General features: G+C 57.4%; 18 protein-coding genes. 16 read left to right on the top strand and 2 right to left on the bottom strand.

The features are described from left to right. Positions 1-8: 8 nt before the first annotated feature. The 5 genes from ACR0J4_RS18150 to ACR0J4_RS18130 all read left to right on the top strand — a co-directional run bounded on the left by ACR0J4_RS18150 (position 9) and on the right by ACR0J4_RS18130 (position 7,317). Positions 9-1,061, top strand: coding sequence for a ChuX/HutX family heme-like substrate-binding protein (locus tag ACR0J4_RS18150; RefSeq protein WP_170640041.1), 1,053 nt, complete (start codon positions 9-11; stop codon positions 1,059-1,061). Next, entirely contained in the window at positions 1,061-1,912 is an 852-nt protein-coding gene (locus ACR0J4_RS18145; RefSeq protein WP_480668766.1) for a heme/hemin ABC transporter substrate-binding protein, read from the top strand. The genes ACR0J4_RS18150 and ACR0J4_RS18145 overlap by 1 nt, the downstream gene beginning before the upstream one ends. After that, positions 1,909-2,982 (top strand): iron ABC transporter permease, encoded by a 1,074-nt coding sequence (locus tag ACR0J4_RS18140; RefSeq protein WP_170640042.1) that lies wholly within the window; start codon positions 1,909-1,911, stop codon positions 2,980-2,982. Before ACR0J4_RS18145 ends, ACR0J4_RS18140 begins: the two co-directional genes overlap by 4 nt. Positions 2,983-2,984: 2 nt before the next feature. Continuing rightward, complete coding sequence (locus ACR0J4_RS18135; protein ID WP_170640043.1) at positions 2,985-3,758, top strand: heme ABC transporter ATP-binding protein; 774 nt, start codon at positions 2,985-2,987, stop codon at positions 3,756-3,758. A 1,375-nt stretch (positions 3,759-5,133) separates the two neighbouring features. Beyond that, positions 5,134-7,317, top strand: coding sequence for an esterase-like activity of phytase family protein (locus ACR0J4_RS18130; RefSeq protein WP_170640044.1), 2,184 nt, complete (start codon positions 5,134-5,136; stop codon positions 7,315-7,317). Between the two features lie 165 nt (positions 7,318-7,482). Here the strand turns inward: ACR0J4_RS18130 and ACR0J4_RS18125 are convergent, their stop codons facing one another. After that, positions 7,483-7,623, bottom strand: coding sequence for a hypothetical protein (locus ACR0J4_RS18125; RefSeq protein ID WP_170640045.1), 141 nt, complete (start codon positions 7,621-7,623; stop codon positions 7,483-7,485). 444 nt (positions 7,624-8,067) lie between these two features. Between ACR0J4_RS18125 and ACR0J4_RS18120 the strand changes: the two genes are divergently transcribed. The 8 genes from ACR0J4_RS18120 (at position 8,068) to ACR0J4_RS18085 (ending at position 16,949) form a co-directional block, all read left to right on the top strand. Next, on the top strand, positions 8,068-9,105 hold the full coding sequence (locus ACR0J4_RS18120; protein ID WP_170640047.1) for a GlxA family transcriptional regulator: 1,038 nt from the start codon (positions 8,068-8,070) through the stop codon (positions 9,103-9,105). Positions 9,106-9,201: 96 nt separating this feature from the next. Beyond that, a complete protein-coding gene (locus ACR0J4_RS18115) occupies positions 9,202-10,341 on the top strand; it encodes an aromatic ring-hydroxylating oxygenase subunit alpha (protein WP_170555959.1) in 1,140 nt (379 codons plus the stop codon). A 96-nt stretch (positions 10,342-10,437) separates the two neighbouring features. After that, positions 10,438-11,970, top strand: coding sequence for a choline-sulfatase (betC, locus tag ACR0J4_RS18110; protein WP_480668765.1), 1,533 nt, complete (start codon positions 10,438-10,440; stop codon positions 11,968-11,970). Position 11,971: 1 nt separating this feature from the next. After that, positions 11,972-12,766 (top strand): SDR family oxidoreductase, encoded by a 795-nt coding sequence (locus ACR0J4_RS18105; protein ID WP_170640049.1) that lies wholly within the window; start codon positions 11,972-11,974, stop codon positions 12,764-12,766. A 154-nt stretch (positions 12,767-12,920) separates the two neighbouring features. Next, positions 12,921-13,850, top strand: a complete 930-nt coding sequence (kce, locus tag ACR0J4_RS18100) for a 3,5-dioxohexanoate:acetyl-CoA acetone transferase (RefSeq protein ID WP_170640051.1) — start codon at positions 12,921-12,923, stop codon at positions 13,848-13,850. A 12-nt stretch (positions 13,851-13,862) separates the two neighbouring features. Then, complete coding sequence (locus ACR0J4_RS18095) at positions 13,863-15,284, top strand: aminobutyraldehyde dehydrogenase (protein ID WP_170640053.1); 1,422 nt, start codon at positions 13,863-13,865, stop codon at positions 15,282-15,284. Further along, positions 15,277-16,023, top strand: a complete 747-nt coding sequence (locus ACR0J4_RS18090) for an SDR family oxidoreductase (RefSeq protein WP_170640055.1) — start codon at positions 15,277-15,279, stop codon at positions 16,021-16,023. The genes ACR0J4_RS18095 and ACR0J4_RS18090 overlap by 8 nt, the downstream gene beginning before the upstream one ends. Continuing rightward, positions 16,023-16,949 carry a 3-hydroxyacyl-CoA dehydrogenase NAD-binding domain-containing protein gene (locus tag ACR0J4_RS18085; protein WP_170640057.1) on the top strand — a complete coding sequence of 309 codons (927 nt, stop codon included), beginning with the start codon at positions 16,023-16,025 and terminating at the stop codon, positions 16,947-16,949. Before ACR0J4_RS18090 ends, ACR0J4_RS18085 begins: the two co-directional genes overlap by 1 nt. Positions 16,950-17,068: 119 nt before the next feature. Here the strand turns inward: ACR0J4_RS18085 and ACR0J4_RS18080 are convergent, their stop codons facing one another. Further along, complete coding sequence (locus tag ACR0J4_RS18080; RefSeq protein ID WP_480668764.1) at positions 17,069-17,257, bottom strand: hypothetical protein; 189 nt, start codon at positions 17,255-17,257, stop codon at positions 17,069-17,071. 155 nt (positions 17,258-17,412) lie between these two features. Between ACR0J4_RS18080 and ACR0J4_RS18075 the strand changes: the two genes are divergently transcribed. From ACR0J4_RS18075 to ACR0J4_RS18065, 3 genes are all read left to right on the top strand, one after another. Further along, entirely contained in the window at positions 17,413-17,703 is a 291-nt protein-coding gene (locus ACR0J4_RS18075; RefSeq protein ID WP_170555967.1) for an oxidoreductase C-terminal domain-containing protein, read from the top strand. A gap of 460 nt (positions 17,704-18,163) precedes the next feature. After that, positions 18,164-18,322 (top strand): hypothetical protein, encoded by a 159-nt coding sequence (locus ACR0J4_RS18070; RefSeq protein WP_480668763.1) that lies wholly within the window; start codon positions 18,164-18,166, stop codon positions 18,320-18,322. Further along, the gene (locus tag ACR0J4_RS18065; protein ID WP_480668770.1) at positions 18,265-18,960 is read left to right on the top strand and encodes a glycine betaine ABC transporter substrate-binding protein; all 696 of its coding nucleotides are present in this window, start codon (positions 18,265-18,267) and stop codon (positions 18,958-18,960) included. The genes ACR0J4_RS18070 and ACR0J4_RS18065 overlap by 58 nt, the downstream gene beginning before the upstream one ends. The last annotated feature ends 220 nt before the right edge of the window (positions 18,961-19,180 follow it).

The raw sequence follows: 19,180 nt of genomic DNA, 5'->3' as shown, positions 1-19,180 counted from the left end.
AATCCACTATGGAACAGGTGCTTACGGCCCCTCAGGATATTCGTGCCGCCTATGCAGAGAAGGCTGGCAAACGTGATCGCGATCTGGCGGAATCACTTGGTTTGTCCGAAGGGCAGCTGGTGGCGGCCTTCACTGGGCATGGCGCAACAAGGCTGAGATCAGACATGGATGCGCTTTTTGGCCAGTTGAACGGGTTGGGCGAAGTCATGGCGCTGACTCGCAACCCGTCCTGCGTGATCGAGAAAGTCGGGCAGTACGACAACTACCATCCAGGCGCTCATGCCGCGATGGTCCTAACCCAAGAGATTGACATGCGCATATTCCCCAGTCATTGGGTTCACGCCTTCGCGGTCGAGCGTGAAACAGAAACCGGAACACGCCGCTCGATTCAGGTCTTTGATGCGGCCGGAGACGCGGTTCACAAGATTTTCCTCCGAGACGGCTCGGATCTGGATCACTGGACACATCTGGTACAGATGCTGGCCGCAGACGATCAATCACAGACGATGACTGTCGAGCAGCGCAAACCAGCCGAGGCACCCAAGGCCAATCCAGACAAAACTGAAGTCCTGCGCAATGAGTGGGCTAAGATGACGGACACGCATCAGTTCATGCGCTTGACGTCGAAGCTCAAGATGAACCGGTTGGGGGCATATCGTATTGCCGGTGCGCCTCTGGTTCGGGCGCTTGACCCAGACACAATTCCGCAAATGTTCGAACAGGTGCGCGACCAAAGGCTTGAAGTCATGGTCTTTGTCGGCAATCGCGGTTGCATTGAAATCCATGGTGGCCCAGTCAAAACCCTGAAACAGATGGGGCCTTGGTTGAACGTGCTGGACCCGGATTTCAACCTGCATCTGCGCACCGATTATATTGCCGAGGTCTGGGCCGTAACCAAACCCACCCAACGAGGACCCGCTGTTTCAATTGAAGCGTTTGACGCTGAAGGCGGATTGATTTTCCAGATATTCGGTCGACGCGCCGGCGATACTGACCACCGCCCCGCCTGGGATGCGCTGGTCGCCGGGTTATCCGAAAAAGCCGAAGAAGAGGTGGTGTAGTGCGACAGCTTCTATCTCTCTGCACGGCTGCTTTTCTCTCTGCCACAACTCTGAAAGCCGACGAACAACGCGTGATCGCGATTGGCAGTTCGATCACCGAGATCGTCTATGCTCTCGGGCAGCAGGACCGGCTTGTGGGCCGTGATCGGACCTCAACTTTCCCCGCCGATGCCTTGGAATTGCCGGATGTGGGCTATCGGCGCTCTCTGTCACCCGAAGGCGTGCTGTCCGTCGCGCCCGACCTGATCCTGGCACTGGAAGGCTCCGGCCCGCCAGATACCATTTCGGTGCTTGAAGAAGCCGGTGTGGAATTCGTCACCATCGATGATGAGTTTTCTCGCGATGGGATAGTGGAAAAAATCCGCGCGGTGGGCGCCGCTTTGGGTGTTGAGACTGAGGCTGAAAAGTTGGCTGCAAGCGCCGCGCAACAACTGGATCAAGCGCAAGAGAGTGCCTCGATCGTCGCGGGTGCGGACCCATTGAGTGTTTTGTTCATCCTTTCGGCGCAGGATGGAGAAATCACCGTCGGCGGGGCCAACACACAGGCCGACAGCATTATCAGAATGGCAGGCGGTGAGAATGCTGCGGCGGGCGTTAGTGGCTTCAAGACCATGACACCGGAAGCGTTGGCTGTCACAGCGCCCGACGTGATCCTGATGATGGAGTCGCGCGGCAATCGCGCAACTTCGGACGAGGACCTTCTTGCAATGCCCGCGATCCAATTGACCCCGGCAGGGCAGAGTAAAGCCCTGATCCGTATGCCAGGTGCGTATCTTCTGGGCTTTGGCCCGCGTACAGCGGACGCGATTTCAGACCTATCGGCGGCGTTGCAAAACGCGAGCGGATCATGACGCTGGCGTTAGACCACGGCGCTCCGATGCGCGCCGACGCGCGAAGGATCAGGGCCAAGCGCGTGACGCTGTCTCTATTTGTCGTCCTGACCGTAACAAGTGTGTTCAGCGTCTCGGTCGGAGCGTCTGACGCCTCGCTAGCGATTGCAGTATTGGATTTACTTCAGGGGCGCGAGTTGTCGGACCTGAACCGGATCATTCTGTGGGACATCCGCCTGCCCCGTCTGGCGATGGGCATACTTGTTGGAGCGGCGCTGGCGGTCTCTGGCGTGGTGATGCAAGGGCTGTTCCGCAATCCACTAGCTGATCCCGGCATTGTCGGTGTAAGCGCGGGCGCTGGGTTGGGCGCAATCACAGCCATCGTCATTGGTGGCCTTCTGCCTGGCGCGGTTCTCGCGTGGGTAGGCGACGGGCTGGTTGCCGTTGCGGCCTTTCTGGGGGGATGGGCCTCGGTTCTGATCCTCTATCGCGTGTCAACGCGCCAAGGACAGACATCCGTCGCCACCATGCTGCTTGCAGGCATTGCGCTGGCGGCTCTGGCCGGAGCTGTATCCGGCGTGATGATCTACATGGCTGACGATCAGCAACTCAGAGACCTCACCTTCTGGGGCATGGGCTCGCTGGCTGGTGCGACGTGGATCAAGGTTGCAACGGCCGCTCCGATTATTCTGGCTGCAATTGTCTGTACACAGTTTCTTGCCCGTGCTTTGAACGGTATGGCGATGGGTGAGGCCATTGCCCATCACATGGGTATTCCAGTCCAGCGAAGCAAAAACATCGCGATCCTGACGGTTGCTGGGGCAACGGGTGCCGCCGTTGCCGTGTCGGGTGGCATAGGCTTTATCGGAATCGTGGTGCCGCATCTGCTGCGCCTCAGTACTGGACCAGACCACCATCGCTTGTTGATGAATTCAGCTCTGCTGGGGGCCACGCTGCTTTTGTGCGCAGACATGATCAGCCGCGTGATCGTTGCTCCGGCTGAGCTACCAATTGGGATCGTGACCGCAATCCTTGGCGCGCCGGTGTTTTTCTGGATCCTGCTTCGACGCCATGGCTCAATGGGAATGTAAGTATGAAAGCTGAAAACATAAGCGTCCGCATCGGAAGCAAAGAGATCCTGAAAGGCGTGGATTTTAAAGCAGAGCCCGGGCAAGTCACGGCCATCATCGGCCCGAATGGATCCGGCAAATCGACTTTGCTGAAAGCACTGTCGGGAGAAATCCAAAGCTCCGGCAGGATCACATTAAACGGCCACGACATCACGGCACTAAAGCCTTGGGAATTGGCTGCCATACGAGGCGTTCTTCCGCAGTCAACAACCGTGGCTTTCCCCTTCACTGTGCATGAAGTCGTCAGGCTTGGGCTGGCAAATGGCTTGGCCGCCAAAGACGACACGTTGCCGTCTCGGGCATTGATGCAAGTTGACCTCGGCGGCTTTGAGACGCGGTCCTACCAGAACCTATCTGGCGGTGAGCAGCAACGCGTTCAGCTAGCGCGTGTCCTGACACAGGTATGGGACACCAAGGATCAGGATCAGCCCCGCTGGTTGTTGCTGGATGAACCCGTTGCAAGCCTGGACATCGCACATCAGTTCATCGTTCTGCGCATCGCGCGGGACTTCGCGGTCAAAGGCGGAGGTGTCGTCGTAGTTATGCACGATCTGAACCTGACAGCTTTGTTCGCCGACAGTGTTTGCATTCTGAGCGAAGGGAAAGTCTGGTCATCAGGTACTGTGTCAGATGTTCTCAACAATGAGACGATGCAGCAAGTTTACGGTATCGACTTGCCGATAAACACGGTACCTGCAGGCGGGATGCCATTTTTTCTGCCGCAGGCGATGCTCTGAATTAGATGCTCCGTCCGTTCTTGCAAAACGTGAAAGATGCTACCATTGGGTTCGGTACACACCCCGTTTTACACAATGTATCAACGGCTCAAAACGGACATCCGCCAATACGCAGGGATGCTGCTATGCGGCCCGTCGAACCAGTCATTCGCGGAAAGCGCAAAATTGCGTCGCCGTCAGGGGTCGGCAACGCGGACTTTGCAGCCGTCCGAATTTTTTGCTCCAAAAGACCCCAGTCAGCCCAAAGCTGCCATTGGTCTGAAATGCAGATACTAAGGCCGTCGTCTCTCCTAATTGGGAATCACAAGTTTTTGCAAACTTGGTTTTCGGGTCACATTTTGTAGAGGAATCCGGTCAGGCAGGAGCCATCTTTACATGCGTGATTTATGGCGCCGGAGGTTTCGCCCAAAACAAAATCTACCCTGCTTGAAAACTGGAGCCCGTGAAAATCAGAGTAGCGATAACAGGTACAACTATTGAAACGCCAGCATGAAAAAGGGGTGTCGGGGCTGAAAAACCGCATGACTTAACTGCAAGGTTACACCATGTACCAAATTCGCAAGGTCTATGCCTTCGAACAATGAAGGTGCCAATGTGGGCCTAATATCTTGAGCTTTTTTGCGGCACATACTTTGATTACTACTATGATGATGCGCGATCAGTATTAGAACAGAGCGGCCGCCAACTTGCGCGTCCTCTTCGTTATTTTCTCGTCAACAATAGATTGTTACGGAATTTACGGTTAACTGGCAGTTGAGGGTCGGGTATTGGGCCACTTAGTCGGCCAATGGCAATGCAGGTATAAGGTTGCGGGTGCAGGCTCAGGTAGTTCTTTCTAAAGGATAGGCCGAGGCCATCTTGGGCAAAGTGTTGTTGATCTAAGTACGAAGGATGATTGGCTATTTGCGGCACAAGGCCGACCTTGTCTAAATACATTAATTTCCGCGATTGCGCCCCTTCCTTAAAGACATTCGCTGCAAGTGCGATGCCGTCTAAGCAGCAGACTGCCAACTTTCAGAAGTATGCAATTAGGCTTCGTCCAATTTGATAAACCAGATCATCCCCACGCGACTAATCCATGGGACAATCCGTATGGGAAATAAGGACACAGCGACAGGAGGTTTGCGCCTGAACGAGTTTGTCACGGTTGGCTCATGTGGAAGCACGGGACGCGACCAACATGAGTATCTCGCCTCGGTTAAAAACGCTGAATACTTGCGACACAATCTTTGATCTGACGGTTTTCGAATTGGTTACTGAATACGATGCGACCTACCTTTTTTGCGGTTGTCACCAAACTGAATCCAAACCGTCACAAAACCGCAATGACCCGCGTTCATCCCCTTCTAATACTAGTGAGAGAGGATACCACCTGATGTCGTTGCGCTTTGTCTGCCTGACATCTGCCCTTGCCCTGACCGCCGGCCAGGCTTCGGCAGAAATGAATTTCAACCGAATTGCTTCTTTCCCCGTCGTTAAGAATATGGCCGAGGGAACTGATATCGAACGTGAGACCTCACCCGAGATCATCGCTGCGACTGCAGACGGGATGACGTTGGTCTATACAGACAGCCCGTTGGGTGTAGTCGGCATGGTCGACATCACCGAACCAGCGAACCCGGCACCTCTGGGCGCGATGGAAGTAGGCGGCGAGCCGACGTCAGTTGGGATCGTTGGTGCAACGGCTTTTGTGGGCGTGAACACTTCGGAAAGCTACACCGCCCCGTCGGGCAAACTGATCTCGGTCGACATCGAAGGCAAGGCGGAAACCGGCGCCTGTGATCTGGGCGGTCAGCCCGACAGCGTCGCGATTGCGCCGGATGGAAGCTTTGTCGCGGTTGCGATCGAAAACGAACGCGACGAAGACCTGAACGATGGCGTTATCCCTCAACTGCCTGCTGGATCGCTGGCGCTGGTACCGTTGAAGGATGGCACGCTGGATTGCTCTGGCATGAAGATGGCCTCGCTGACCGGCCTGGCAGACGTCGCGCCCACCGACCCCGAGCCTGAGTTTGTGGACATCAACGCTCTGGGCGAAACCGTCATCACCCTGCAGGAAAACAACCACATCGCGGTTGTTGACAAGGACGGGAACGTAATCAGCCATTTCTCGGCTGGTGCGGTTGATCTGGAAGGCATTGACGCCACGGATGAGCGCGGCGCGCTGATCTTCACCGAAAGCCAAGAGGGTCGCCTGCGCGAGCCTGATGCGGTGAAGTGGATCGACGACAACCATTTCGCCACCGCCAACGAAGGTGACTACGAAGGCGGCTCGCGCGGCTGGACGATCTTCCACAAGGACGGCACCGTTGTTTACGAGAACGGCACCGATTTCGAGAAAGCCATCATCCAGATCGGGCACTATCCCGACAAACGCTCAGACGCAAAAGGTGTAGAACCAGAAAGCGTAACTGCAGCGACCTTTGGCGGCACGTCGATGATTTTTGTGGGCGCCGAACGCGCCTCGATCGTGGGTGTTTATGACGCCACCGATCCGGCCAACCCGGTTCTTGAACAACTGCTGCCCTCGGGCGTGGGGCCGGAAGGCTACGTTGCTATCCCTGAGCGCAACCTTCTGGTCTCGGCCAATGAAAAAGACCTGATCGAAGATGGCGGCCCGCGTGCTCATGTGTCGATTTTTGAGTATCAGGATGCCCCCGCCGCTTATCCGCATCTGACCTCCGCTGGCGCGGATGAGTTGATCGGATGGGGTGCCCTGTCCGGTCTGGTCGCAGATGAGGATGGCATCATCTACGCGGTTAATGACAGCTTCTACGGCTTCCAGCCTTCGATCTTCAAAATCGACCCCAGCCAGACCCCGGCCCGCATCGTGGACGTCATTCGCATCAGCCGTCAGGACGGCAACCCGGCGCAAAAGCTGGATCTGGAAGGTATCACGCTGGATGGCAAAGGTGGCTTCTACGTCGCCTCTGAAGGCCGAACCGACCGCGTCATCCCCCACGCGATCTACCATGTCTCGGCCGAAGGCAAGATCAAGGACCGCAAGGGTGAGATCGGCCTGCCGCCGGAACTGATGGCCGTCGAAAAACGCTTCGGGTTCGAAGGCATAACCAAGGTTGGAGACACCCTGTGGATGGCAGTTCAGCGCGAATGGAAGGACGACCCCAAAAACCACGTGAAACTTGTCGCCTATAACCTTGAAACCAAGGAATGGGGCGCAGTGCACTATCCCAAAGCTGACCCGGAAACTGGTTGGGTAGGTCTGTCGGAGATCACCGCATTCGGTGACCATGTTTATGTCATCGAACGCGACAACCAGCACGACCACCGCGCGGTTACCAAGAAAGTCTACCGCATTCCGCTGTCTGAAATGAACCCGGCCCCGCTGGGTAGTGAACTGCCCGTGGTCAGTAAGGAAGAGGTCCGCGACTTGCTGCCCGACCTGACCTCGACCGGTGGCTATGTTCTGGACAAGATCGAAGGTCTGGCCATCCTGCCTTCGGGCGAGGCATTCGTTATGACCGACAATGACGGCGTGGATGATGCCTCGGGCGAGACGATGTTCTGGTCGATCGGCTTGGTTTCGGCTGGGAACTAGATCAAACATCAGAAATCAAAAGGCCCCGCGCAGAAATTGCGCGGGGCTTTTGCATTCAAAGCCAGTTTTGATCCCTTTGGCCGTATCGTTTCTCATGAACTTTTACATGCAGCCTGATTGGAAAGTTGTTTTCGTCTGTCGCTTTCTTCGGGGATCTACTTCGAGTTACCACCACGCCTCAACAAAATTGAAGAACTCCCACCTGTCATCATCGCGGCCAACAGGGGTGATCTTGTGGTAGCGCGTCCTGCCATCCCATTCGGTGCAGAACCACTTCGCATTGTGGTGGTTAATCTCACGGGCCATCAATTGTATTTGGCTCTCATACGCTAGAAAAACCGGCGACCTAGCATGTCATCTCAGGTCTGCCGAGTCGTTCACACATGTGTATTTTGGCGAAGTTTGTGGAATTTTTGGTGTATGACGAAGTTAGCAACAGCGCATCTCGGTACCCTAACGCTCAAAGACTAATTTGATGTCGTGAAAATTCGACTCAGAAGGACCGTATCACCATTCTGTGCGCTGAATCTGAACAGACCTTTTGAACCCCAACCAGCCTGTGCCGATTTGAGAAAGGCGGCCTTTCAGATCGCTGGCACGTAGGCAAGAAATACTTCTTGTCCGACTGAGCCGAATGCGAATTCGACCAACTGGCATTGTTTAAACCGCTACTAACAGACGAAACATGTTGGTCCTGATCGACGTGATAGTATTGACCAATCCCAACGCCCATTTAACGTAAATGGCCTTATGGCGTCTCAAACAAACAACATTCTGACCATTCTTGTCCTGGTAACACCAAACTTCAACATGGCGGCGACGGTGGGTTTCATCGATCCGTTTCGCGCCGCAAACTATCTCGAAGGCAAGGCACGGTTCCAATGGCAGATCGCATCCCTGGACGGTGGTCCTTGCACTGCAAGCAACGGGATGACCATCGACACGATTGCACTGGCCGAGGCTCAGGAAGGGCGCAAGGATTTTGTGATCGTCTCTTCCAGTTGGGCGCCGGAAGCCTACAACTCAACCCCGCTTCATACGTCGCTATGGCGTTGGGCCGGTCAAGGGAGCACGCTGGGCGGGCTGGACACCGGGGCGTTCATCCTCGCCGAAGCTGGTTTGCTCAAGGGGCGTCGGGCCACGGTGCACTATGAGCATATCGACGCGATGAAAGAGCTCTATCCCAATGTCGAGGTCAGTGAGGAGTTGTTCGTATTCGACAAGGCCCGCATCACCTGTTGCGGCGGCGCGGCAGCCTTGGATTTTGCCTTGCATATCATCAAGGGCACCAAGGGCGACGCTCTAGCCAATGCGGCAGCACGATACGTTTTTCACCAGACCGTGCGCCCCCAAGGCGCTATGCAAAGTCCGGGACTGGCCGAGCCGATGGGTCAACTGGCCCCCACAGCGGTCAAACGGGCGATAGCGTTGATGGAGCAGAACCTGGAAACACCGCTAAGCATTCCCGAGATATGTGATTCCATAAACCTTTCACAACGCCAGTTGAATCGGCTGTTCGCGCGGCACGTCAAGAAAACTCCAACCATGTATTATCGTGACATCCGGCTGGACCGTGCACGCGGGCTGGTGACACAGACAGATATGTCTTTGCTTGAGGTTTCGGTGGCCTCGGGTTTTGCCAGCCAGGTTCATTTCAGCCGCGCATACCGCGAACGGTTTGGGCTGTCACCGCGCAATGATCGGGTGGAAGGCCGCGTTCCTTTTGAATTTCGAGCTTGGCCCATGCACCGCAAGACCGATAGGCGGGTGGCGAATAAAGTTAAGTAGACGGCGATCTGTGCACATTGGTCATGTGTGAGAGACGCGATCCTATACCTCTGACCGAGTCACTCGGCAGGGTTTTGTTCACAGGAGACGCCCGCAATGACTGAACAGCCAACGTCCCAGCAATTCGCGGATATTTCCAAGGGCTATCACGAAAACCCATCCAGTTCGTTTTCGCTGCGGGCCGAGGCCTATACGGATCCAGCCTGGCATGCTGTGGACTTGCGCGAGATCATCGCCAAGACGTGGCAATGGGTCTGCCATGTCGAAAAGCTGCGCAAACCAGGCAGCTTTGTCACGATCGAGATCGCTGGTCAGCCGGTAGCTGTGGTACGTGATCGGGAAGGCGTTCTGCGTGCGTTCTACAATGTCTGCAAACACCGCGCCCATCAGCTTTTGTCGGGCGAAGGTAATACGACCCGCATCATGTGCCCTTATCACGCCTGGGTTTACAAGTTGGATGGACAGCTGGTGCGTGCCCCGCATACCGAGAATCTGAATGGATTCGAGCCCAAAGAGATTTGTCTGGATGAGGTGCAGGTAGAGGAATTTTGTGGGTTTGTTTTTGTAAACCTTGATCGAGAGGCCTCACCCCTGTCGGAGCTGTCCGGCGATCTGGAAACCGAAATCCGCCACTGGGCGCCGGATATCGAAGAGCTGACATTTGCTCATCGACTGACCTATGACATCAAGTCCAACTGGAAGAACGTGGTCGACAATTTCCTGGAGTGCTACCACTGTCCGACCGCCCACAAGGATTTTTGCGAACTTGTCGATATGGATACCTACAAGGTGACCACGCACGGAATCTATTCCAGTCACATGGCCGACGCGGGCAACACGACCAACAGCGCTTATGACGTGTCGAATGCCACGGTGAAAACCCATGCCGTTTGGTGGCTATGGCCCAACACCTGCATCATGCGGTATCCGGGTCGGTCGTCGATGATCATCCTCAACATCATCCCTGCAGGCCCCGACCGGACGCTGGAAACCTATGACTTCTTCCTTGAGACCAAGGAGCCCAACGAGGCCGAGGTCGAAACGATCCGCTATCTGGACGAAGTGTTACAGGTTGAAGACATCAACATCGTTGAAAGCGTGCAGAAAGGGATGAACACTCCAGCCTTCGACGCGGGCCGCATCGTGAACGACCCTGATGGCTCGGGCATGTCGGAACATGCGGTGCACCATTTCCACGGTCTTGTTTTGGACGCATACAAAAGGGCCGCCAGGTGAGTCAGTTTTCCAAAAGAATGCAGTTCCAACCTCCTCCCCGCCCGTGACTGAACGCGCGCAGTCACCGCATATTGGCAGGCAGGGAGGAACAGCATCATGCCAGGAACACCAAATATCGTCGTCGTGATGGCCGACCAATTGGCACCGCAGTTTTGCGGGGCCTATGGCCACCCGGTCGCCAAGACACCGCATATCGATACGCTGGCCGGGCGCGGGATGCGGTTTGATGCGGCCTATTGCAACTCACCACTTTGCGCACCTTCCCGGTTCGCCTTCATGTCCGGCCAGTTGATCAGCCGTATCGCCGCCTACGACAATGCCTCCGAATTCCGCGCCAGCGTGCCAACATTCGCGCATTACCTGAAAACGTTGGGCTATCATACCTGCCTGTCGGGCAAGATGCACTTTGTCGGCCCCGACCAGAAACACGGGTTTGAGGATCGGGTGACCACCGACATCTACCCGTCCGATTTCGCCTGGACGCCCGATTGGGAGGCCCATGATGAGCGCATCGACAAGTGGTACCACAACATGCAGACGGTCAAGGAAAGCGGCGTGGCCGTCGCCACCTTCCAGACCGACTATGACGACGAGGTCGGCTTTGCCGCGCGCCGTTGGCTGATAGATCGCGGGCGCGATCGGGCGCACGGATCGCAAGCGCCTTTCTGTATGGTCGCCAGTTTCATTCACCCACATGATCCCTACGTCGCGCAGCCTGAGTGGTGGGACCTCTATGACGATGATGATATCGATCTGCCCGAGTTCACATTGTCACCCGAAGACCAAGACCCGTTCTCGCGTCGTGTCATGGATGGGATCGAAGCCAGCTATGTTCCTCTGACAGACGAAGAAGTCCGGCGCGCGCGCCATGCCTATCTGGCCAATGTCAGCTTCTTCGACAGTCAGGTTGGCAAGATCGTCAAGACGCTCGAAGACATTGGCGAGCTGGACAACACCATCGTCATTGTCACTGCAGATCACGGCGACATGCTGGGCCAGCGCGGCCTGTGGTACAAGATGAACTTCTTCGAACACTCGGCTCGCGTGCCCTTGATCATGGCCGGGCCGGGGGTGGCCAAGGGCCGCGCGCCCAACGCCTGCTCGCTACTGGATCTGTTGCCCACCTTTGTTGATATCGGAGGCGGCACCCCGGAGATGTTTGGCGAAACGGTCGACGGCCGATCACTGATGCCGCTGGCGCGCGGTGAGGCCGACCCGTTGGACGAGGCGATCGGTGAATACTGCGCCGAAATGACCCCCTGGCCGGTCTTTATGATCCGGCGCGGGCCGCTGAAATACATCCATTGCGACATCGATCCACCACAGCTTTATGACCTGTCGGTTGACCCGTTCGAGAAGGTGAATGTCGCTGCTGATCCAGCTTATGCCGAAGCCGCCGCAGGCTTTGCCGGCGAAGTCAGGGCCCGCTGGAACAGCGAACAGTTGCGCAAAGATGTGATCGCTACCCAGAAATCCCGCCGCGCGCTTCATGCCGCGATGGAAGCCGATGCCGGGGAGCATTGGGATTACAACCCACCCTCTGATGCCAGCCAGCAATATGTGCGCAATCATATGGATTGGACCGAAGCCGCAGGCCGTTATCGGTTCCCGCCACAAAAGGACGACTGATATGAAACTACAGGGAAAAACAGCCCTCGTGACTGGCGGTCGCGGAGGGATTGGCCGGGCCATCGTAGCGCGCTTTCTGCGCGAAGGGGCGATCGTCTATGCCGCCGATCTGACACCGCAGGGATCATTGGCCGAACATGACGATAATGGTAGCCGTTTTGTTGCGATGAACGTGGCAGACGAGGCTGCGGTAAAAGCTGCGATGGCGCAGATCGAGGCCGACGAAGGCAAGCTCGATATTCTGGTGAACGCAGCCGGGATCGAGATCGAGAAGACCATCGAAGACACCACGCTTGAGGAATGGAACCAAAGCTTCGCTGTAAACTGCACCGGCACCTTCCTGACCTCGAAATACGCCTTGCCCCTGATGCGCGCGGCGGCGAAGACCGGCGCTTCGGCCAGCATCATCAATTTTGGTAGCTATGACGGGTTCATCGCCGATCCCGGCCTTGCGGCTTATTGTGCCACCAAGGGCGCGGTGCATGCGCTGACCCGCGCCATGGCTTGTGACCACGGCCCTGAGGGCATCCGCGTAAACGCGATCTGCCCGGGCTATATCAACACACCAATGCTGCAAAGCTTCTTTACCGGCGACGGGTCCGGCGGCGGTGGCAAGACGATTGATGAGCTGCAACAGGCTGTTCGGGACGTGCACCCGATGCGCACCTATGGCACGCCCGAGGACATCGCGAACCTGGTCAACTGGCTCGCCTCGGACGAGGCCCGCTATGCGAGCGGTCAACTTTGGGTTCTGGACGGCGGACTGTCTGCGCAAGTCCAGCAGATGAGACTGTGATGTCAGAAGCGTTGCGTTCGCAAGAGCCGGAGGTCGACGCTGTGATGCCTCCGTTCGCGTTTGGAGAGCTGGCTTTGCGAAGGCCGACCTGGGGCAGGCCAGAGAAACCATGCCACCTGTTCGTTGTCCCTAAGACCTTCGAGGAGCCAACCACATGACCAAGCCCGTCATCATCACCTGCGCCCCCACAGGCGGCATTCACACCCCCACCATGTCGGAGCACCTGCCAATCACTCCGAGCGAGATCGCAACCGCCAGCATCGAGGCCGCCGAGGCCGGCGCCTCGATCATCCACCTGCATGCGCGCGACCCGGAAACCGGCAAGCCCGACCCGAACCCCGACCTTTTCATGGAATTCCTGCCGCGCATCAAACAGACGACAGATGCGGTCATGAATGTCTCTACGGGCGGTGGGTTGGGCATGTCTCGTGAAGAACGCCTGCGCGCCGCAACGGTCGCCAGCCCGGAAATGGCAAGCATGAATATCGGGTCGATGAACTTCGGCATTTTCCCGATGAAGGACAAGTATTCGAACTGGAAGCATGACTGGGAGCCCGAATTCCTGGACATGACCCGCGATTTCATTTTCCGCAACACCTTCGCGGATATCGAATACTGCCTAAAGGAACTCGGTCAGGGCCACGGTACGCGTTTCGAGTTCGAATGTTATGACCTTGGCCACCTCTATAACCTTGCTTGGATCATTGATCAGGGTTGGATCGAAGGGCCGATTTTCGTGCAGATGGTTTTTGGCATCTTGGGCGGGGTGGGGGCCGATCTGGACAACCTGATGCACATGCACACCATTGCCAACAAACTGTTTGGCGATGACTATGAATGGTCGGTTCTGGCCGCCGGTCGCCACCAGATGCCGTTCACCACGCAAAGCGCATTGCTTGGGGGGAACGTGCGGGTCGGTATGGAAGACAGCCTATATATCGGACCCGGAGAGAAAGCTGTGTCCAGCGCTCAACAGGTTCGCAAAATTCGGGAGATTGTCGAAAATTTGGGGCTTCAGGTTGCTACCCCCGCCGAGGCGCGCGCGCGTTTGGGTCTGAAGGGCGGCGATCAGGTCGCATTCTGAGGAGGGGAGCACATGCAAACAAAGTTGTTGATCAATGGCGAGCTTGTCGAAGGAGACGGGGCGGCGATCCCGGTCCTGAACCCGGCAACCGGAGAAGAGATTTGCGCCGTCAATGCCGCCACCTCGGAACAAGCAGACGCCGCAGCTGCCGCCGCGCATGAGGCGTTTGACACGTTTGGGCAGACCAGCCCGGCGGAGCGGTCGCAACTGTTGACAGATATCGCCGATGTCCTCCAAGCCAACATCGAGGAGTTGGCCGAGTTGGAAAGTCTGGACGCAGGCAAGCCTTGGCCCTCGGCGCTGAACGATGAAACCCCACTGACGCTGGACACCTTCCGCTTTTTCGCCGGTGCCGCGCGCACTATGACCGGGGTGACGGCGGGCGAATACGTAGCCGGTCACACTAGCATGATCCGAAAAGATCCGGTCGGACCGGTAGCGGCGATTGCGCCCTGGAACTACCCTTTGATGATGGCCGCCTGGAAGCTCGCTGCGCCTTTGGCGGCGGGCTGTCCCGTGACGCTGAAACCCTCTCAACTCACGCCACTTTCCACCTTGAAGGCCGCCGAGCTGATTGCAGACATCACCCCCAATGGCGTCGTGAACGTGCTGCACGGTTCGGGCCGTGAGATCGGCAGCCAGATGATCAACAACCCACGCACCGAGGCGATTTCGATCACCGGGTCCAATGCGACCGGGGCCGAGGCGATGAAGGCGGCCTCGCGTCAGATCCGCCACGTGCATCTGGAGTTGGGCGGCAAGGCCCCCGTGATCGTCTTTGACGACGCCGATATCGACGCGGTTGCAGAAACCGTGCGCTATGGCTCCTTCTTCAACGCCGGTCAGGATTGCGCGCAACCCTGCCGCTTGCTGGTGCAGGATGCCGTCTATGACAAGGTGGTCGTCGCTGTGCTCGATCAGGTTGGGCAGATCAAGGTTGGTGCGCAAAAGGCCGAGGGCACGGAAATGGGCCCGATCATCTCAGCCGGACAACGCAACACCGTGGCCGGATTTGTCGACCGGGCGCGCGACACTTGCGAGGTTGTCGCCGGTGGTAGGATGATCGACGGCCCCGGCTTCTTCTATGAACCCACGGTTCTCGCCAATGTACCCCATGATGCGGAAGTCTTCTGCAACGAGATCTTTGGCCCCGTCGTTACGATCTCGCGGTTCAGCGACGAGGACGAAGCGCTGCGGGTTGCCAATGCCGGAACGTTCGGGCTGGCTTCGTCGGTCTGGACCAACAATACCGGGCGGGCGATGCGGATGTCGGCGAAGCTGCGCTACGGATTTACCTGGGTGAATACCCACGGCGTCGCGACCCCGGAGATGCCCTGGGCGGCGATGAAGTCTTCGGGAACCGGCTGTGATATGAGCGTCTTTGCGCTCGATGCCTACACTGCCGTCAGACATGTGATGATCGCCCATGGATAATTGCGCGATTGTTACCGGCGGAAGCCGGGGGATTGGCCGGGCCATTGTGAACCGGCTGTTGGCAGACGGTTTTGATGTGGTCACATGCGGACGTGGCGCCCGGCCTGAGGACATGCCGGACACGGTGGTTTGGGTCACGGCGGATGTGTCGAAATCCGGCGATGCGGCGATGCTGATCAAAGCCGCAAACAACGCATTCGGTCGCGTCACCTTGTTGGTCAACAACGCCGGCGTTCAGGTCGAAAAGACCGTGGCCGACAGCGATGATGACGATTGGGATCTAGTGATGAACGTGAACTGCAAAGGCGTGTTCAACATGTGCCGCGAGGCCTTGTTAGATATGGCCGAACATGGCGGCAACATCATCAATATTGGGTCAATCTCTGGCATGGTCGCGGACCCAAGCATGGCGCTTTACAATGCGTCCAAGGCCTTTGTTCACGGGCTGACTCGATCGATTGCCGTTGATCACGGGCCAAAAGTCCGCTGCAACGCGATCCGCCCGGGCTGGATCATGACGGAGATGGCCGAGGACGGGTTTGCCCTGGCAAAAGACCCTGAGAAAGCCATGGCCGACGCAATGGCCCGCCACCCGGTGGGCCGGTTCGGGGAACCCGCCGACATTGCCAACATGGTAAGTTGGCTGGCATCGGATCAGGCGGCTTACGTGTCTGGCGAATGTTTCACAGTCGATGGCGGCTTGACTGCTGCCTCGCCCCTCAACCCGGGATTGTTCTGATGGAATTTGCACATACGGCCTGCCTTGGTGGTGGAGTCATCGGGGCCAGCTGGGCGGCGCTTTTCTTGGCTTCTGGACGTTCGGTTGCGGTGTTCGATCCGGCGTCGAAGGTGGAAAAGCAGGTGCGCGACTATGTCGAGATGGCCTGGCCAACCCTGACCGAGCTGGGACTGACCGAGAACGGCGCCCCTGACGCAATCAGCTTTCACGACAGTGCCGCCAAGGCAGTCGCCGGAGCCGCGTTCATCCAGGAAAACGTGCCTGAACGCCTGCTTATTAAACACAGCACCTTTGCCGAGATCGAGCCGGTTCTAGACCCGCAGGCCATTGTCGCCAGTTCGGCCTCGGGCCTGATACTGAGCCAGATGCAGGAAGGCTGGAAAGACCCCGCACGCTTCGTGCTGGGGCACCCGTTCAATCCGCCCCACCTGATCCCGTTGGTGGAAATCCTGGGCAATGACCTTACCGACCCGGCGGCGGTGGACGGGGCCGAACGGTTTTACGAAGCAGTGGGAAAGGTTACCATCCGGGTGAACAAGGAAAAGAACGGCCACGTCGCGAACCGCCTGCAAGCTGCGATCTGGCGCGAAGCGATTTCATTGGTAGTCGAAGGCGTGGCGAGCGTCGAGGACGTGGACAAGGCGGTCTGGGCCGGCCCGGGCTTGCGTTGGGCCGCGATGGGGCCAACCATGTTGTTCAATCTAGGAGCAGGCGCAGGCGGGCTTCAGGCGTTTTGCGATCATTTCTCCGACACGTTTAACAGCTGGTGGGATGATCTGGGACAGGTGCATCTGGATGACGTTGTTTCGCGCATCTTGATCGAAGGCGTGCGCGACGAGGCACGCGGGCAAAGCCCAGCCGAGCTGTCGGCAAAACGCGACGCGTTGATCCTGGCGATGCAGAAAGCCACTGCAGGTTTGCGTTAGTTGAAGAACCACGTTGTGGCTATTGACACCAAGCAGGCCGGGTTTTCGGACTGCGCTGACCTGCGTGATCGCGGGCATGAGGGGCCGATCACACTGGTCGGAGAGGAGCACGCGCTGCCCTATCGACGCCCTCCGCTGTCAAGGTGCTTCTTCTGGGCGGGTTGGCGCACGCGCGTTTGCTTCTGCGGTCTGAAGCGTATTGCGGTGAGAATGACATCACCCTGCGTACCGGCTGCCGTGTCGTGGAAATAGACCGGGTCAACAATCAGGTGCGCACCGAAACAGACGGCTCCGTCTTCGATGATCATCTGGTGCTGCCAACTGGTTCACGCCCACCGCGCTTGCCAGATGCCTCAAGGGGAGCCTGAAAAGCGAGTTGACCAAGCGCGATCTGGCAGATGCCGGGGCGTTCGCGTTCCAGGCGTAGTTGGGGAGCAATGCGCTGGTGGTCGGTCGGGGCTAATTGGGGCTTCAAGCCGCAGGGGTGCAGGTCAAGCTGGGCCTGCCCATGACCTTGTTGGAAGCGGCGGTTCGCATCTTGTCGCAGGCGACCTCGGTCCATTTCCGCGAGTTGCATCTGGCAAATCAACACTATTTGGCCGATGCAACGATTCTCGCGCGCTGCGCATCCCATGGCGCCAAGCCATGGTTCTGGTCGAGTCAGAATGCCACCAAGCTCCAAATCGTGGGCTTGTCGGCGGGCCACCACGAGGTCGTGCACCGAGCTGTTGACAACGGAGCGTTGTCGCTTTGATACTATCTTGGCGACACGTTTTTGGCGGTCGACGCGATCAACGACCCGCGCGGGTAAACGTCCGCGAAACGCTTGATCGATGCGGGCAAAACTCCACCGAAATCACGTGTCGCAGCCCTTGGCGTCACGGCCAGAGACCTGATGTAAGCCAGACCTGATTTGCTTCCCGATTCTTGCGTCGTCAGGAAATCCTGGCGAGGTTTCCCATTTTGACGGGGAGAACAAGAAACCTGCAGAAAATAACTGATCAGGTTCAGATCGCAGCAAGGAGCGTATCTTGAGATTGAAAATACGCGCAATTCTGAATGCCACCGGATCAAACCAGAGCGCGGAAAATCGCGTCGCACCCCTACCGATAGGAGCGACTGGGAGACCAAATGACCTTCAAGAAAAAATGCTTGCCGCAGCCACCCTTTTTACTGCTCTGGGGACCACGTCAGCCCTTGCCGACTGTGGCCAGGTGTCGATCACCGAAATGGAATGGGCATTGTCGGCGGTGGTGACGTCGGTTGACAAGTTCCTGCTCGAAACTAGCCACCGCTGCACGTTGAACACGGTGCCATCTTCGACCAACCCGGCGATGGCCTCGATTGCGAAACCGGCGACCCGGACAACCTGACGAAACTCTGGAAAAACTCCTCGCCGGTCTATGAAGAGTTGCGCAGCGAAGGAAAGCCAATCGAGCTTGGCAATGCTGTGACTGATGACGGCGTCGACGCCTCGTTGATCCCCTCCTATCTGGCCGAAACTCATCTTGAGTTGAAGACGCTGGACGGTATCTTGACCAAACCGCAACTGGTCGGAGGGCAGTTCCATGATTGCCCCGCCGGTTGGGCGTGTGATTTGGTGAACCAGAGTAACGCCAAAGCAGTGGACATGGCTGGCCACGGGATTGACCAGTTCCAGCACAGATTGGGCGAAACTTTGGCCACCACCATCGCTGCGGCATATGCCGCCAAGGAACCCTGGTTCGGATACTACCGGGCACCGACTTCAGTGCTGGGCAAATACCCGATGGTGCATGTGGAAACTGCGCCCTTTGTTCAGAGCGCGCATACCTGCAACGGGGACCCCGAATGCGCCGCGTCAATATTGTCCGCCTATCCCACCGCCAAGATCCCCAGCCTTCTGGAGCGCGAACCCAAGTTGGTCGAGTTCCTCAAGCTGATGTCATTTACCAACGACCACATGGGAGCAGTGCTGGCCTGGCAGGATGAAAACAGCGCGTCCTATGAAGGGGCCGCGGCCATTTCTTGATCAACTATCACGATACATGGTCGCATTCGCTCAGGGACGAAGCACGTGGCAAGCTGTCCGCGCTGTTGAAGTAACCCCCTGCAGACACTCACTACCACGCCGTGTAGAAGGCGAGGCCTTTCCCAAGACAGGAGGGGCGCATGGCCTTCTATGACGAGCTTTTCGACGCACTTGGTCTGCGCGACTGGTGCTACGCCAATACAGAAGGCGAGCCGATTTC

Source organism: Ruegeria sp. B10 (genome assembly GCF_056539825.1).
The sequence above is the reverse complement of the archived record's forward strand: the minus strand, read 5'-3'. Positions and strand labels throughout refer to the sequence as shown.

Excerpts from the sequence above, each read along its gene's own strand:
- ACR0J4_RS18150 (WP_170640041.1), top strand. The coding sequence starts at position 9 with ATGGAACAGGTGCTTACGGCCCCTCAGGATATTCGTGCCGCCTATGCA.
- ACR0J4_RS18140 (WP_170640042.1), top strand. The coding sequence starts at position 1,909 with ATGACGCTGGCGTTAGACCACGGCGCTCCGATGCGCGCCGACGCGCGA.
- ACR0J4_RS18135 (WP_170640043.1), top strand. The coding sequence starts at position 2,985 with ATGAAAGCTGAAAACATAAGCGTCCGCATCGGAAGCAAAGAGATCCTG.
- ACR0J4_RS18130 (WP_170640044.1), top strand. The coding sequence starts at position 5,134 with ATGTCGTTGCGCTTTGTCTGCCTGACATCTGCCCTTGCCCTGACCGCC.
- ACR0J4_RS18125 (WP_170640045.1), bottom strand. The coding sequence starts at position 7,623 with ATGGCCCGTGAGATTAACCACCACAATGCGAAGTGGTTCTGCACCGAA.
- ACR0J4_RS18120 (WP_170640047.1), top strand. The coding sequence starts at position 8,068 with ATGGCGTCTCAAACAAACAACATTCTGACCATTCTTGTCCTGGTAACA.
- ACR0J4_RS18115 (WP_170555959.1), top strand. The coding sequence starts at position 9,202 with ATGACTGAACAGCCAACGTCCCAGCAATTCGCGGATATTTCCAAGGGC.
- betC (WP_480668765.1), top strand. The coding sequence starts at position 10,438 with ATGCCAGGAACACCAAATATCGTCGTCGTGATGGCCGACCAATTGGCA.
- ACR0J4_RS18105 (WP_170640049.1), top strand. The coding sequence starts at position 11,972 with ATGAAACTACAGGGAAAAACAGCCCTCGTGACTGGCGGTCGCGGAGGG.
- kce (WP_170640051.1), top strand. The coding sequence starts at position 12,921 with ATGACCAAGCCCGTCATCATCACCTGCGCCCCCACAGGCGGCATTCAC.
- ACR0J4_RS18095 (WP_170640053.1), top strand. The coding sequence starts at position 13,863 with ATGCAAACAAAGTTGTTGATCAATGGCGAGCTTGTCGAAGGAGACGGG.
- ACR0J4_RS18090 (WP_170640055.1), top strand. The coding sequence starts at position 15,277 with ATGGATAATTGCGCGATTGTTACCGGCGGAAGCCGGGGGATTGGCCGG.
- ACR0J4_RS18085 (WP_170640057.1), top strand. The coding sequence starts at position 16,023 with ATGGAATTTGCACATACGGCCTGCCTTGGTGGTGGAGTCATCGGGGCC.
- ACR0J4_RS18080 (WP_480668764.1), bottom strand. The coding sequence starts at position 17,257 with ATGATCATCGAAGACGGAGCCGTCTGTTTCGGTGCGCACCTGATTGTT.